The organism is Altererythrobacter sp. B11 (assembly GCF_003569745.1).
Taxonomy (GTDB): domain Bacteria; phylum Pseudomonadota; class Alphaproteobacteria; order Sphingomonadales; family Sphingomonadaceae; genus Croceibacterium_C.
This window is the reverse complement of record NZ_AP018498.1, coordinates 89,112-104,731: the sequence shown is the minus strand read 5'-3', so window position 1 is coordinate 104,731 and position 15,620 is coordinate 89,112. Positions and strand designations below refer to the sequence as shown.

General features: G+C 65.3%; 12 protein-coding genes. 5 read left to right on the top strand and 7 right to left on the bottom strand.

Translation table 11 applies throughout. The features are described 5' to 3' along the window. Positions 1–310 precede the first annotated feature (310 nt). The 3 genes from AEB_RS00455 to AEB_RS00445 are packed head-to-tail and all read left to right on the top strand — an operon-like array spanning position 311 to position 4,921. A complete protein-coding gene (locus tag AEB_RS00455) occupies positions 311–1,153 on the top strand; it encodes a WecB/TagA/CpsF family glycosyltransferase (RefSeq protein ID WP_197714460.1) in 843 nt (280 codons plus the stop codon). 56 nt (positions 1,154–1,209) lie between these two features. Next, the gene (locus AEB_RS00450) at positions 1,210–3,570 is read left to right on the top strand and encodes a WD40/YVTN/BNR-like repeat-containing protein (RefSeq protein WP_197714459.1); all 2,361 of its coding nucleotides are present in this window, start codon (positions 1,210–1,212) and stop codon (positions 3,568–3,570) included. Next, positions 3,533–4,921, top strand: coding sequence for an O-antigen ligase family protein (locus AEB_RS00445; RefSeq protein ID WP_119081321.1), 1,389 nt, complete (start codon positions 3,533–3,535; stop codon positions 4,919–4,921). Before AEB_RS00450 ends, AEB_RS00445 begins: the two co-directional genes overlap by 38 nt. Here the strand turns inward: AEB_RS00445 and AEB_RS00440 are convergent. The 5 genes from AEB_RS00440 to AEB_RS00420 all read right to left on the bottom strand — a co-directional run bounded on the left by AEB_RS00440 (position 4,854) and on the right by AEB_RS00420 (position 10,272). Further along, positions 4,854–5,540, bottom strand: coding sequence for a hypothetical protein (locus AEB_RS00440; protein ID WP_119081320.1), 687 nt, complete (start codon positions 5,538–5,540; stop codon positions 4,854–4,856). The two genes, AEB_RS00445 and AEB_RS00440, sit on opposite strands and share 68 nt — an antisense overlap. 34 nt (positions 5,541–5,574) lie before the next feature. Further along, a complete protein-coding gene (locus AEB_RS00435) occupies positions 5,575–7,680 on the bottom strand; it encodes a GumC family protein (protein ID WP_119081319.1) in 2,106 nt (701 codons plus the stop codon). 43 nt (positions 7,681–7,723) lie between these two features. After that, positions 7,724–9,034, bottom strand: coding sequence for an outer membrane beta-barrel protein (locus AEB_RS00430; protein WP_119081318.1), 1,311 nt, complete (start codon positions 9,032–9,034; stop codon positions 7,724–7,726). A gap of 64 nt (positions 9,035–9,098) precedes the next feature. Next, positions 9,099–9,602, bottom strand: a complete 504-nt coding sequence (locus AEB_RS00425) for a hypothetical protein (protein WP_119081317.1) — start codon at positions 9,600–9,602, stop codon at positions 9,099–9,101. Positions 9,603–9,699: 97 nt separating this feature from the next. Next, a complete protein-coding gene (locus AEB_RS00420; RefSeq protein WP_119081316.1) occupies positions 9,700–10,272 on the bottom strand; it encodes a polysaccharide biosynthesis/export family protein in 573 nt (190 codons plus the stop codon). Between the two features lie 300 nt (positions 10,273–10,572). Here AEB_RS00420 and AEB_RS00415 point away from each other — a divergent pair, with 300 nt between their 5' ends. Both AEB_RS00415 and AEB_RS00410 read left to right on the top strand, forming a co-directional pair. Then, positions 10,573–11,700, top strand: a complete 1,128-nt coding sequence (locus tag AEB_RS00415; protein ID WP_172592946.1) for a glycosyltransferase family 4 protein — start codon at positions 10,573–10,575, stop codon at positions 11,698–11,700. A gap of 281 nt (positions 11,701–11,981) precedes the next feature. After that, complete coding sequence (locus AEB_RS00410; RefSeq protein ID WP_119081314.1) at positions 11,982–13,334, top strand: O-antigen ligase family protein; 1,353 nt, start codon at positions 11,982–11,984, stop codon at positions 13,332–13,334. Between the two features lie 42 nt (positions 13,335–13,376). Here AEB_RS00410 and AEB_RS00405 read toward each other — a convergent pair whose 3' ends face one another. Continuing rightward, positions 13,377–14,549: a cell wall hydrolase gene (locus tag AEB_RS00405; protein ID WP_172592945.1), complete on the bottom strand. Its 1,173-nt coding sequence runs from the start codon at positions 14,547–14,549 to the stop codon at positions 13,377–13,379. Between the two features lie 234 nt (positions 14,550–14,783). Beyond that, positions 14,784–15,572 carry a transglutaminase-like cysteine peptidase gene (locus AEB_RS00400; protein WP_231958830.1) on the bottom strand — a complete coding sequence of 263 codons (789 nt, stop codon included), beginning with the start codon at positions 15,570–15,572 and terminating at the stop codon, positions 14,784–14,786. Between the last annotated feature and the right edge of the window lie 48 nt (positions 15,573–15,620).

Here is a 15,620-nt window from a genome sequence, read left to right as displayed (position 1 = left end):
CGCGATTTTTGTGTTCGATTTCAAGACAGGAGAGATGTTAACCTTGTTCCAGGTCGCCTGAAAATGTCTTTGACGCAACCGGCGTTGCACGTCGCCTCGCCGGTAACATGCTGAGTTCCACGTCCTGTCGAGCCGAGTGACTGCCCGCCTGCGGGCATCGTCCCGAAACTCGAGATTGAGGCCCGGACTTCGCGGAATGCGTTGGAGATATTTCCCTGAATCAAAAGGGTTTTAGTCCTATAGGGCGATCTGACTTTCTGGAGGTGGGGGGCCGGTGCTTAACCATAACGATGCTACAGCAGCTCTGTCATTGAGCGCTCTTCCCAGTCCCCTTGTGACAACGCCTGAGGCCCGAAGCTGGTCGGACGGCCTGGAACGGGCCTGCCTGGCCGGCATCATGACGGCTAAAGGCACGAGGTTACAGTTTGCGGAAATGATGACGGCAGATTGCCTTGCCGCGCGCGATGGCACGCTGGCGGAGCCGCGTATTGTCGTCTCGTCGAATGGCTCGGTCATCGCCCGCTACCACCGCGACCAGGCGTTCCGGCGGCTGATCGACCACGCGGACGTGGTCGATGCCGATGGGATGCCGATGGTGAACTTCACCCGCTTGTTCTGGAAGAAACCTTTTCCCGAGCGCGTGGCCACCACCGATTTCGTCCATGATGCGTGCAGGATGGCTGCGCGCGAAGGCCTTCGCTTCTACTTCCTTGGCGGCAAGCCCGGCGTTGCAGCGCGTGCTGCGGACCGCCTGACGGGTCTTTATCCCGGCCTTCAGGTCGTGGGCACGCGCCACGGCTATTTCGCGCCGGAGGACGAGATCGACCTTTGCCGGCAGATCGTCGATTCGGGCGCCGATGTTCTGTGGGTGGGATTGGGAAGCCCGCGCCAGGAAGCCTTCGCTTTTCGGCAGCGCAGCCGCCTGGCGGGGCTTGGGTGGATCCGCACCTGTGGCGGCCTGTTTGATTTCTGTTCCGGAGATGCCAGGCGAGCGCCGCAGCTCCTGCAGAACCTCGGGCTCGAATGGCTGTACCGTGCGAGTCTTGAGCCGATCCGGCTGGGGGTGCGGTATATTTCGACCAACCCCTCTGCTATGTGGCACCTGATCACGAAGAGTGACGAGAGCGATTGCACGCCCGCTGAGAGGCCCTGAACGGCGACTTACCCGCACCGGCTTTGCCGGACGCCGCGACGAGGGAGAATAGCATCTTGATCAGACCGACAGCATCGGGCGTGCCACGCGCCCTGGCCATGCTTGCGGTTGTCGTGATCGCCTCGGTCCTGGCGTGGGTTGCGCTCGCAAGCTCGCCCTCCCCTCCCAAAGCGCCTGGTGCGGCCCTTGGCCAGGATGGCGCCGTGCCCGGAGAAACCTACCGCTGGCGGCCGGTTGCAATCGGCGGGGGCGGCTTCATCACCGGTCTTTCCAGCGACGCGAAGGGCGAAACGATGGTTGCCCGCGCGGATGTCTATGGCGCCTATCTGTGGCGGCCGGAACTCGACCGGTGGGAGCAGCTCGTCACCGAATGGACGATGCCGGAATTCGCCCGCGACCAGAACGGCATGGCGGAAGGCGTGTACGAAATAGCGGTGGCGCCATCCGATCCGCAGCGGATCTACATGGCGATCAAGGGCGCGGTGTTCTGGACGGATGACCGGGGCAAGCATTGGCAGCTTGGAGAGGGCATGCCGCCGCTGGAGTTCGACCCGAACGACGATTTCAGAATGTACGGCCCCTTCATGGGTGTGAGCCCGCGCAATCCGGACATTGCATTGTTCGGTTCGCCCCTTGCAGGCGTGTGGCGGACCGAGAATGGGGGGCGCGACTGGGCCCCGGTCGCCAGCCTGCCGAAAAGCGGCGATCTGCGTGAGAAGGCCAAAAAGGGCAAGAGGCTGCCAACCATCGGCGCCTCGTTCTGGTTCAAGCCGGAGAGCGAGCAGCTGTGGGCCTTCGTTCCGGCGGTCGGCATGTTCGTTTCCGAGGACGAGGGGCGGAGCTTCAAGCCTCTTCCCTCCCGCACGACTGCGCCCACGCGGCTGAAGCGCGGCACCTTCACGCCCGACGGCAAGTTCTACGGCGTGGACCCGGATACCAAGTCCGTATGGCGATATGCCGATGGGGCGTGGACGGACCTGGTGGCGACCGGCGCCCTGCGCAAGCGCGACTACGCGTCCATCGCGGCGGATCCCGCCAGCGGCCGGCTCTATGTGTTCGATCAGGGTGGCCGCCCGCAGACCTCCGCGGACGGCAGCAGCTGGCACCGGATGCTGCGCAGCGTGGATGTGGGCGAGAACGATCCACCCTGGCTGAAAGTGAACGATCTCAACTACGTGCCCGTGAGCATGGTCATGCCCGACCCGGTGAAGAGCGGCCGCTTCTGGTTCGCCACCGGGGTGGGGCCGATGCACACCGATCCCGGTCTGCTCAATCTTTCGATGAAGTGGGTGACGCAGGTCCGCGGCATCGAGCAACTGGTGACCAATGACGTGATCCAGCCGCCGGGCGGCGCGCCGCTGTTCGCGGCATGGGACTTCGGCATCCATGTGAAGGACGATCTCGATCAGTTCTCGACCACCTTCGGCCCGAAGCCGCGCGTGCTGATTTCCGCGCAGCAAATGGACTGGAACGTGGCGGATCCATCCTTCATCGTCACCAATGCCAGCGACACGCGGACCGGCTGCTGCTGGCAGGACGGCGATTCCGTGCTGGCAGGGTTCAGCACCGATGGCGGCCGAAGCTGGACAAAATTCGCCACGCTGCCCACGCCACCGGGAGCGAAAGCGGATGATCCATGGCGAATGTCCTTCGGCATGATCGCCGTCTCGGCCGACAACAAGGATAACATCGTCTGGGCGCCGAGCTACTATCGCTCCCCCTTCTACACGCTCGACCGAGGCAAAAGCTGGGAGCGCGTGGTGCTGCCGGGGGAGCAGTTGCCGCTTACCGGAACCCATGGGGACTGGTGGATGCCGCGCAAGCTGCTGGCCGCCGACCGCGTCCTTCCGGCCACCTTCTATCTGTTTCACAGCGGGAACGGCAAAAACCGTGGTCTACTGGGCCTCTGGAAGACCAGCGACGGTGGGCGAAACTGGCAGCGGGTGTATGATAGGGAAATCGCCCCGCAGAGCGGCTTTGCGGCCAAGCTCCACGCGGTGCCCGGCAAGGCGGGGCATCTGTTCTTCACATCGTCCGTGGCGGGCGGCGGGGACACGCGGCTGCGGCGGAGCACCGACGGCGGCAAAAGCTGGCAGGTGCTGGACCGGTTGACGCGCGTGGATGATATCGCCTTCGGCAAGGCTGCCAGTGGGGCAGACTACCCTACGCTCTACATCTCCGGCCGGGTGGACGGGAAATATGGCATCTGGCGTTCGATCGACGAAGGCGCTTCCTGGCAGATGATCGGCCGCTTCCCCACGGGCAAGCTCGATCAGGTTTCCGTCGTGGGTGCCGATCCGGACGTGTTCGGACGCGTCTATCTCGGCTACAAGGGGTCAGGTTGGACTTACGGGGAGCCCGCGCCGTGCACGCCCGAGGATGGAACCCCGCAGGAGCAGTGCGTCCTTGTCGAGTAGGAACGGATTGAAGCGGCATCATCAGCCGGGGGGAGATGTCGGGGCGGGGCTGCCGGTGCTGTGGAAGAGGCCGACCAGCACCCCGCGCCTTGCCGCGGTCGCGGTTGCGGCGCTCTTCAGCCTCGCCATCACGCTGAACGGTCTGAACAATGCGTTCGGCAATCCGCTGACCTGCATCTTCGCGGCAGGCGCGCTCCTTGCGCTGACCCTCGTCTGGCCGCCCGATGCCCGGTTCTGGCGCGCGCGGCGGGGGCCGGTCCTGCTCGTCGCCGGCGCCACCTGTTGGGCCCTTTTGCCGGTGGCCATTCCCGCGCTGGGCGACAATCTGCTGAGCGGTGGCCTCGCCTTGTCTGAGACGCTGGGGATTGCCGCCGCTTTGTGCGCACTGCTGTGCGGTTCACGGCTGGGCGATCGACGCAAGAACCTGCGGATGGCCGTTGATACGCTGATCTTGATGGGCTGCCTGAATGCCATCTTCGGTGTGGCGATGAATTCGTTCGGCAGCGCGATTCCGCTCGACTTGTGGCAGTCGCGCCCTGGGGTGCGGTTTACCGGCACGCTGAGCAACGCCAATGTAGCGGGCGCATATTTCGGCATGATGGCGGCGCTCGCTTTCGCGCGCGTGCTTGAGGTGCGGATCGGGCGAGGGCTCGAGCCGCGCGAACTGGCGCACGCGGGAGCGTATCTCGTGGCTCTCACGCTCCTGCTGGAAGTCTGCTTCCTTACAGGGTCTCGTTCGGCCGGTGCCATTACTGTCGCAGTACTCCTGGGCCTCGGGGTCAAGGCCGCCCTGCAGAAGGAGAGCGGTTCGTCGCAGCGGATCATCGTGGCGGCGGGCGCGATCGTCCTGTTTCTGGTGATGGCGGCGGGCATTTCGGATTTGCTGGTCGATCGGCTGGATGATGCCGTGGCGGGGGACCGCTCCGGCCGGCTGGTGATGTGGTCGCACTACGCCGATCTCGCACTCCGCTCGCCATGGTTCGGATATGGCCTTGGCTCGTTCGAGGCATTGAACGCGCGCTATCTCGGTGATCCTCGGCTCGCGCAGGGCTTGTGGATGGTCAATTCCGCACATGACCTCGTGCTGCAGTTCGTGCTGGATGGAGGGATCGTCTACTTCCTGCTCCTCGCCGGTGCTGCGGCGCTGGTTGCCCGCAGCGCCGTGACCCGCGCTGCCGCGCTTCATTGGGGCCATGGAAGTGACGGCATCATCGGCGCCATCGGGATCGTATTCGCCTGTTCGATGGTTGATATCGCCCTGGATGTGCCGGGGCTTGCCTGCCTTACGACATTCCTGGCCGGCCTGCTGTGGATGCCCGACCGGACGCAAGGTCCGCGTCGAGCGACCTGACCTCGTACCAGCGCCGGAGGAACGAGCGATAGGCGCCGCTTCCTCGGATGTTCATGATGACCACTTCGCGCGCTTCCGGCTCGAGCCGCGCGAACCAGACGGCTTCGTCGATCAGGTGCTCCCGTGTGTCGGGGGGCAGCTCCGCCCATCGGGGCAGGCCCAGCTGAAGGCGGAACAAGGCGGAATCGCGCAGATAGGGCGCATAGCGGTAGCTGAGCGCAAGAGCCCGATCTAGCGCGCCGGCCTCGCTGTCTCCCTTGAGCGCCGCGACATAGGCGGCCACGATCTGGCCTTCCCCCCATTGCGGCTGCTTGGCGAGTGCTCGGTCGATGTAGTTCTGGGCTTCCACCAGCCGCTGCGCGCGAAGCGGCCCGGTGGCGGCTTCCGCCAACCGGGCTCTGTACAGGGCGGCCTGGATCAGCACCCGGGGCGAAGCTGAAGGCTCATCGGGCGCGTGGTCGACCACGGGCTCGCCGCGCGCCGCAGCCAGCTGTTGTGCCTGGAGCAGGCCGGCCCAATGGCGCACTTCCAGTTCCCGCCGCGCAGCGACAAGCGAGGCGAACAGCAGCACCACCAATACGCCGATGGGAAGTGCGGACGGCCGCAGCCGTCGGCGCATGCCCTCTCCCGTCGGCGCCGCGGCGGGAGCGGGCCTACGCCTTCTGGTAATAGTTGCCGTATTTGTTGGAGTAGTAGATGCCACCCATGGCTTCCGACGAGGGATCGACCATCGAGAAGATGGCGCCGACCAGATTTGCACCGTCCGTTTCCAGCCAGTTGACCGAGGCTTCGATCGGCTGGCTGGGCGTGGAGCCCCACTTCACGATCAACAGCGTCGCATCGGCCGCCGCAGCGATAGCGCGACCGTCTGCCAGACCGCCCAGCGGCGGAAGGTCGAGCACGACGCGATCGTACTGTTCGCCCGCTTTCCTCAGGAAGGTCCGGAAGCGTTCGCCGAACATATCCTCGTTCACCACCTGCGGGGTGCGCACATAGATCAGATCCAGCCCCGGAACGCGATCCGGGACGATTGCCTGCTGCATGGTCGCGGCGCCGGAAAGCAGCTCCACGGTTCCGGGCGCACCGACGGAAGAGGGCACCACCTGGCCAAGCGCCGCGCGGCGCAGGTCGCAGTCGATCAGCAGCACCTTTTCCCCATTCAGGGCCAGCATGCGCGCCAGGGCCACGCTGGTTGTCGATTTGCCTTCTTCCGGCAGCGCGGAGGCAATCGCAATGGACTTGGGCGCCGGTTGCAGACGGATCAGGGTGGAGCGTGCGACGCGGATGGCCTCGGCATACATCGTGCCGGGCTTGTCCACCACGAGGTCTGCCGGGCGCGCGTTCTTGACCCGGGGCAGGGCGGCCAGAATCGAGACGCCCATGGCGGATTCGAACTCGCCGACGCTGCGGATGCCGGCCACCATCAGTTCCTGCACGATGATCGTGGCGCCGCCTGTGGCGCAGGCCACGACGAGCGCAAGAACGAGAAGGAGGGGGCGATTGGGCGAGGTCGGGCTCGCCGGAGGCACCGCGCGATCAACGATCGTAGCGCGCGCGATGGTGTTGCTGACGTTCTGTTCGCTCTTCTGCGCCAGTTCGGCCAGCCGGTCGTAAGCTTCCCGTTTGCTTTCCGCCTCACGTTCCAGCGTGTTGGCGGTCGCCGCGGCGCGGGTGTTGGAGGATTGCTCGCTTTCCATCCGGCGCATCGTGCTGCGCAGGCTGGATACGCGGGCTTCCGCAGCGCTGGCCTGCGCCTCCAGCGAGCCGATGGCGCGCTGGGCTTCGTCCTGAATCTGCTGGTCGAGCGCGGACAGCTGCTCGCGGATCTTGATGCTCTCGGGGTGCCGTTCGCCATAGCGGGCCAGCACCTCGCCCATGTTGCGAAGCACCTCGGCGCGCTGGCGCCGAAGGTCGGAGATCACCGGCGAACCACGGACAGCGGAGACCGCGTCCAGCCCGCCCTGGGCGATCTGCCGGCGAGCTGCCGCCAGCGTGGCGCGCGCCTCGGCGGCCTCGGATTCTGCGGTGGCGAGCTGCGTGGAGAGCGGGCCGATCTGCTGATCGACGATGGTGCTGTTGCCCATGCCCTCCACAATGCCGGCCCGGGCGCGATAGGCGGCGACGGCGCTGTCGGCAGCGCGCACTTCGCCGGCCAGCTCGTCGAGCCTGTCGCGGTAGAACTTGGCCTGTTGCTCAGCCGTGCCGACGCGATCGCCCACCTTGGTCGCGAGGTAGCTTTCGGCAAAGGCATTGGCGATGGCGGCCGACTTGGCCGGATCCTTCGATTCGTAGGCGATATTGATCACATAGGTCAGGCGATCACGCCCGACCGTGAGATTGTCGCGAACCTTGCGGGATACCGCCTGAAGGCGCTCCTCCGGCGTAAGCTGCGCTGCTTCGTCGGGCTCCAGGGACGGAGCGAACTCGGGATCGCGCTGCAGGTTCAGCGCCTCGGTGACCTGCCGCGCCAGCGCGGCGGAGTTCAGGATCGAAACCTCGGTTTCGATGGCCTCCGAGCCGAGATCCGCCTGCGCGCTGTTCGAAGCGGCAACGGTGGGATCGCGGGTAGGATCGATCTGCACCCGGGCGATCGCTTCGTATTTCGGGCCCATCAGCATGATAACGGTCGCGCAGATGGCAAACACCGTCACCGTGACGATGCTCAGTGTAAGCCATCGACGGCGCAACAGGCTCTTCAGCGAACGCAATGCGTCGCTCAGCCGGGCCTCATACCCGGCAGTATCCATCGAATCCGTCATGCGGCCCTCTTACGAATCATTGCTGCGCTGCAGCATCGAACTCTCAGTACTTCAAGATCATCGACGCAGCGACACGGAATTCGTCGAGATCACCATCGTAATCGGGCCCGCCACGCTTACGATTTGAATATGTTGCATCAAAACGGGACTCGAGATTGCGCGTCATCAGATAGCGCGCGCCGGCAGACCCCTGGAAGACGTCGTTCTTCCGCGCCGATGCGATATAGTTCTGACGAGCATAGGATGCCGATGCATCCAGGATCAGGTTCTGCAGCAATTCGTGGTCGACGCGGACAATGGCACGGTTGTCGAAATAGGCACCGATGGTGGCGAAGTTCGAATCCTCCAGCACACGCCGCGCGCCCAGGCTGACGGTGGTCAGCGCGGAGGCGAAATACTCGATCGTCGCTTCGGCCGAGAAACCGTCCACGTCAGAATAGACCGGATCATCGAAGCTGCGCCAGGTATACCCGACGCCAATGGAGCCGCGCAGCAGCGCGGAAAGATCCATGTGCACGCCGGCGAGCACCCGGTAGCCGTCCGAATCGCGGTTAGCCGCGCCGGTGAGCAGGGGCCGGTCGTAATCCGTGTGTGCATAGCTCAGCTGGCCGAACAGCGCCGTGTCGGGCGAGATCGCATGTTCGACCTGGCCGACCACGCTGTCGATCACCCGGTCGCGGTCCGACTGGTCAATGAAGGTCGAGCTGCCCACGTCGATACGGTTGAAATCGTATTCGGAGCGCGAATAGCCGAGCGAGATCTTGTTGCGGTTGAGCGTCAGCGCGGCGCGCAGGCTTTCCAGATTGTAGTCATAGCTGGAAATGCCGACGAGTGCGGCGTCAGTGCCGGCCGTGAAGGGAGACTCATAGATCCGCCCGGCGCGCCCTTCGGCGGTGATCGCCAGCGATTCGCCGAGGTCCGCCCGGCCGAGGCCGTTGACGTAGAATCCGTCCTCATTGCGGGCGGTGGAGTCGAAGTATCGCCGGAAACGGCCGCCCGCGCCCAGCTGGATGGCGTGCCGCGACCAGTCCGAGCGCGCCATCACCGAGGGGCTGAACGACGCATATCCATCCGACTTCTCGTCCGTTTCGGTACGAAAGGCGTTATCGGTGTAGCCGAGCCCGGCCTCGATGCGGGGATAGACGAGGAAGCCACCGGTCCGGATGCCCTGCGGCTCGTAATCCGGCCGCGGGCGCTCGGTCACGCTGACGTTGCGGCCCCGATCATAGTCGAGCTCGACAGCGCGCGGAACGATGACGGTTTCGTCCTGCCCCCATTCCTGGGCCAGGGCGGGTGATGAATGAGCAATCACGGCGCAAACCGAGATCGACACAGCGAAAGTAAGTGATCGCATTCCGGACTCCGAATTCTGAAGGTTCGTTCGGTCTGATGCGTTCAGGCCCCCCTCAAGTTCAGGCTTATTGGCTGGTGTAGTTCGACGATCCGCCGCCACCGACTCCGATTATGGGGGAGGAGGAGAAGAATCCTCCCGCTCCCGCGCCGGCCTGGCCGATGGCCGCGGTGCCGATGCCGCCCTGGCAATCGGCAAGCGCGAGCCGCGCATTTACCAGCGCCCGGCGGACATTGTTGGAAAGGTTGGGATTGCTTTCCAGCGCGGTCAGTGCGCGCTGAGCAATCTCGGCGGGCGCATTGGCCTGGCTGAAGGCAAAGGCGATGGCGGCCTCCACATCCTGCGCCGAGGCGGTGGCGGGAAGCTGGTTGAGCTCCGCACGAATGGATGCGGCGAGCGCCTGCACTTGCGCTTCCTGCTCGCTCGCGGACAGCCGCGTGAGCTGCGGACAGTTCTCGAACAGGTTAGGCGAGCGGCGCACCTGCGCATTGCCCGCTGCAGATGCGAGACAAACAGCGAGGACGATGGCGCTCCGCGAGAGCGTTCCGCCCGAAAGCCGACTCTTATTCATTATGCGTCCTCCCTTCTGTTAACCCGGTTTCTTGAAGCGCCCGCCACTCCGGCAGAGCGGCGAGCACGACTGGTTCAGCATTTCGCCCGGCAAGCGGTCAGAAATACCGCTCTCCGAAACGGATCGTGTCCCCCGGGAAAACCTTCAGGTCCGGGGTAAGTTCATAAGGCTTTTCAGTGTCTTCGCCGAATTTGCGGATGAACACGACGCCCTTCTGCGCGCGCGGCGTGAAGCCCTGCGCCGTCGCCACCGCATTCACCACTGTCAGGCCGCTGGCGTAGGGATACTGCCCGGGGGCCTTCACCTCGCCCAGGATGTAATAGGGGCGATAGACCGCCACCTCCACGCTCACCTTGGGATCGCGAAGATACCCATCGGCGAGCTTCGTCTGCACCACCCGGGCCACTTCGCTGGGAGTGGTGCCTGCGGCACGGACATCGCCGATCAGCGGAAAGGATACATTACCCGCATCGTTTACTGCGAACTCACCGGAAAGGGCAGGCTCGTTGTAAACATTAACCTTTATGCGATCGCCGACACCCAGCTGATAATCGGTTTCCACCGCAGTGGCGGTAGAGGCCACGCGGTCCCCCGGCGCGAGCACCGCGTTCGGAGCGCAGGCCGCCAGCACGAGTGCCAGCAGAGCGGCAATCAGCAGGTTGAGCTTCATTGGTTAATATCTCTTAATTCAGGATCGGCGCCAGTTAACCCATGCGCTGAATAGGGGCAAGCGGAGCCTCACGCTGTTCCGTCTTGGCACAGTGTCGCCCTGCCGTCTCCCCTAAATGCAGCCGGCAAAAGGAAAAGCCGCAGGGTGGCCCGCGCAGCAGCCAACGGCCTATGATCCGTCCTTGGATGCGACGCTTCACATAAATGTCCCGATCCTCCGGCCAGCGCCGTTGAAAAGGGCGGTCCGTGTGGGCATTGCCGCCAACGCAGCAAGATGGCGCTGTCAAAGGGGTGTTCCGATATGACGACCGAGCGTTTGGCCGAAACCTCTTCCGTGATGGTGCTGGTGTCTCATTCTTCCGCGGGCGGCGCGCAGGAGATCTGGGCCAATCTCGCCGAGGGCCTGGCGGCGCGCGGCCACCAGGTGACGCTGGCGGCACTCTATCCCTATCGGGCCACGGTACGCGAGACGGCCGACCATCTGCCGTGGAACTATATTGTGGAGCGCCGCCCCACGAACATTCTGGGCATGGTGCGCCTGGTGTGGGCGCTCATCCGCCGCCTGCGGCGCGACCGGCCGAAGATCGTTTTCACCGCCATGCCCGCTGCCAACGTCCTGGCAAGCGTCTGCGCGGCGCTGGCGGGCAACGGGACGAAGGTGGTGACCTCGCACCACTCCCCGGTGCAGACGCATAATCCCGCGCTGGATTTCGTGGACGGCGTTGCGGGCTCGCTCCCCAGCGTAAAGGCGGTGGTGAGCGTTTCGAACACGGTTTCCGATTCGCTTGCAGGCAAATCGCGCGCCTATCGGAACAAGCGAATCACCATTCACAATGCGCTGCCGCCCGGCGTGGAGGATTATATCGTCGGGCTGGCCGAAGCGGCGCTTCCACGCCCCGCCGCGAACCGAATCGTCGTCGCGACGGGCCGGCTTGCCGAACAGAAGAACTATCCGCTGTTGATCCGCGCCGCGGGCAAGCTGAAGGACGTCACCTTCAACATCGTGGGCGACGGTCCTGACCGGGAAGCCCTGCTGGCCCTGCGCAAGGAGGTCGGCGCCGAGGAGAATGTCCATTTCCTCGGCCATCGGACCCGGAAGGAGGCGCTTGCCGCCCTCGCGGCCGGAGAGGTTTTCGCACAAGTCAGCCTGTTCGAAGGGCACAGCCTAGCGCTGGTAGAAGCCGCGAAGCTGGGGCTTCCGCTCATCGTGTCTGACGTTCCCGTGCAGATAGAGGGGATCACCGCTGCCGATGGCACGCTGTGCGGCCGATCGGTGGGAATTGCGGACGCCGATGGCCTGGCTCGCACGATCGACAGCGTGCTTGGCGATCCCGAAGAATATGCGCGCCTGTCACAGCTGTCGCTGAAGCTGGGGGCGGAGGCGACTTTCGATGCGATGATCGATGCGTACGAGCGCCTGCTGATGTGAGGGGCGAAGGTTTCCATGTGAGCCTGCGAGGGGCGGCGCGATCGGCTCGCTCCGGTCGCCACGTCGTGACGAAATCTGTGCGGAATCGGGGCCGTAACAATCCTCTCCTTGGCCTCTCCCGGCCGTCGGGCTATCCCGGCAGCTTCCCGGGGCGGACGGTTGCCTTCGTCGGGCGCACCAATACAGCGCTGGGAGCATTAAGGAATTTGTGCGAATGGCATCCGGCATGATGACGTTCCACCTTTGGCGCGCTGCGTCCACGGACGATTCGGAACAGCTTGATGGCTAGCGTTTTTTCCACACCCGCTCTTGGCGCTACCGGCCCGTCCGCCGGGCTGACGCGCACGCAGGCGATCGGTGCATTGCTCTCCCTGTTGCTGCTCGCGGTGACCTTCCTGGGGCCGGTGATCAGCTACAAGCCCGCGCCGTTCACCGGCGAAGGCAGCCCGGTGCGGCAGGCCGCCTATATTCTCCTTGCCGTGCTGGCAGTGGCCAACGCCCGCCCCTGGGCGCGGCCGGAGCGGCTGTTCGTGATCCCTCTCGCGCTCACAGTGGCGCTGGCGTGGTGCTGGCTTAGCCTTGCCTGGTCGTACAATTTTTCCATCTCCCTGCGGCGAATCTCGCTGACGACGCTGGCGATGTGGACGATCTTCCTCACCGTGCGGCAGTCCACCTACCAGGAAACGCTGAAGGCGATCCGCATCATGGTCGTCATCTGCCTCGTCGCCAATTATGTGGCCGCGCTGGCATTCCCCAGCTTCGGCGTGCACCAGGCCGCGACGGAGAGCGACAAGGCGCTGGTGGGCGCGTGGCGCGGGATCATGATGCACAAGAACCACGTGGGTTCCGTCAGCGCATTTGCGGTGATCGTCTTCCTTTTCGACCCCGGCAAAATGAAACCCGTGTTGCGATGGGGTATCATCCTTGCTGCCCTGTTCTGCCTGCATATGTCGATGTCCAAGACATCGATGGGCATTCTCGCGATCGCGACATTCTGCGGCTGGATCTACATCCGCTACAATCCCGCCTATCGCGTGCTGCTGATTCCGCTGTTCTGCATCGGCGCGGCGGCGCTGTACCTGCTGGCCATCGTCTACTGGCAGGAGATATCCGCGCCGTTCGGAGATCCCGCGGGGTTCACCGGCCGCGTGCGCATCTGGGAGGTCTCGCTTGAGTCGATCCGCGACAAGGTCTGGTACGGCTGGGGCTACGGCGGTTTCTGGAACACAGGCGCCAACACGGCGATCAATCGCTATACCGATGACTGGGTGACCACGGTCGGAACCGCCCATAGCGGCTATATCGACCTGCTCGTGCAGTTGGGCATTCCGGGGCTGGTTCTGGTGGTCGCAGGCGCGATCGTGTGGCCGGTGATCAAGCTGTTGACCAGCCATCGGATCTCTCGCGGAGCCGGCGCTCTGCTGCTGGCCCTGCTGCTGTTCTGCGCAGGCCACAATCTGACCGAGACGAGCCTGTTCTACCGCGACGAGATCATTGAGGTAGCGCTGTGCTTCACGCTTGCGCTGATCTGGCAGGAAACCGGCCCGTGGGCAGACCGGTCCGCGGTGCGGCGGCGGGGCCGGCGGATGGCTCCGCAAGCTGCCTCCCGTTCGCTGCCCAAGACGGCGCCTTAAGCGCGCCGGTCGAGGGGTCGCGTAAGCGCGTCGGCTGCGCGGTCAGCCCTCCGCCTCGAAGGCGCCGGAAAGGCACTGGCTCCGGTCGGTGCGGCTCACCAGATTGCAGTTCCACAGCACGCGTTCCCGGCCGCGGGACCGGTCGACGAAATAGTAGAAATCGGGGTTCCGGTCGGGGAAGGTGACCTTGCCGAGCGACTGGGCCAGCGCCCGGCCGGGCTGGCCCACGAAGCCGGCGACCGTGCATGCGGTTTGCACCCCCTTGCACAGTTCCACTCCTGTCAGCGCCGTCGATCCCGAAAGCTGGCCCGGCTCGAGCTGCAGCACGTAGAGATTGGTGGCGCGGTTGCCGCGCGTCAGCGTGCTGCCCCTCAGGTTCACCTGGGGCGGCTGGGCGGGCGCCTGGCCGGCCAGATCGTCCGAGACGGTCAGCGGTGCCGCTTCCAGGGAAACCGGTGCGGGATCATCTGCGGCTTCGGTCTTCTCCCCATGCGCGGGCGAGAGGCCGGCCATGGCGGCCACGATCGGCTCCCCGCCGCCATAGCGCGCCTGAAAGGCCCGGGGGCGGCCGTTTGCGCCGCGCCAGCGGAAGAACAGATGCGTCTTCACGGCCGCGACCTTGTCCACGCTGGAGCTCCAGTTGGGCACCACCTGATCGGTGTGGTAGTGCGTGGCCCAGCCGATCTGCGGGAAGACGACACCGCGCATTCCGGTGAGGGCGATGGACTGGGCGGCCAGCCACGCCGACGCGGATGGCCTGCGCCGGATCATCGATCCGTCACAGGTGAAGGTGAACTGGCAGCCCGTCTGCCGTTCCGAACCCTGGAACACCACGCCGCACACGGTCTTGGGAAAGGCCGCGTGGCGCAGGCGATTGAGCACGACCTGGACCACGGCACTTTCGCCCACCGTGTCGTTGCCCGCCTCGTACCAGGCTGCGGCGGCGAGGCAGTCCGCCGCGCGCTGCTGGTCCTCGGGCGTCGAGAAGATGAGGCTGAGCGGAGCCGCGGCGGGCACGGGCTCCGTGGTGAAGGGAACGCTGTCGTTGATTTCCTTCGCCGTCTCGGGGGCGAGGTCGAGGAACTCGACCGGCTCGATGGCCGGCGGCGGCGGCGGAGCGTCGCTGGCGAGGACGGCCTGGCCCTCTCCGCCCGCCGGAGCCGTGGACAGATAGCTGTCGAAGATGCCCATATAGGCGGCGACGGCGCCGCCCACTGCACCTCCGATGAGGAGGATCAGGAGGAGGAGAATGGCCCAGAGGGTGCCCGCTCGCGGTTCAGGAGCAGGGCGGGGAAGGGGCGGCGGCTCAACCGCATCCATAGGCGTCACTCGTCTTGCCGGGGCGCGCGAAAAGCCCGATGGGAACCTGAATTGCTGCGGCGCGCCAATAGCAGATGGCCCGGCCCGGGCAAGCAAAGCTGCGCTGACGAGAGGGAAGGCGGGGGTGAGTTACCCGGCCGCCACGCGATACCACTGCATCGGCTGGTCGGGCGACTGGACGCGCAGCCAGCTGTAGGGCGTGTCCTGCCAGGGCCAGACGATCCCGGTCGCGCTGTCGAGCACGACGTCGCCATCGTCCAGCCGCGCGACCAGCACGGTGTGCAGGCCGACGCCGCTGCGGAACACCACCGCCAGGAACAGCCGCTCCGGAGCGAAGCCCTCCTGCAGCAGCTGGACCCGCTTCTGCAGGGCGATGTCTTCGCAGTCGCCGAAGGCGTCGGCGCCCAAGCCGGCGGGCTGCCAGTATTCGTCGACGCCGAAGAGCTGCAGGTCGCTGCGCTGGCGGACCGAGCGGTTGACCCGCTGATTGATCTCGCGAACGAGCTTCGGCAGCTGCCGGCTGTCGGGTTCCGCCCGTGGGGGGCTGAAATCCAGGTCTGCGGGGGTCGCGGTGGCCGGCACTACAAGGCTGGCGCTGCGGAAATACTGCGGCGTTGCACCGGCGGTGCAAGTGTATGGGGATGCTTCGGCGCCTGCTCCGGCGAAGAATTCATCCACGCATCCGGCCAGAATCATCGGCGGCGGCACCAGCTGATCCGGCGCGCGATGGGGCGGGAGGGCAGGCGATCCGGGTGCGGCGCATTGCGCGGCATCGCGCACGCACATTTCGAGAAAGCCCGCCGGTGCATCCGCCGTCTCGCCAAAGGGGATGAATGCCGGCTGCTGTGATGCTAGCGCTGGCGTGGCTGACAGTCCGAGGGCGACCCCGGCCGCAAGTGCGATGACTCTGTTCAGCACGATAGCCTCCTCGCTGCCTGGGGAGGCTTGTGCAGCAGACAGGGTCTC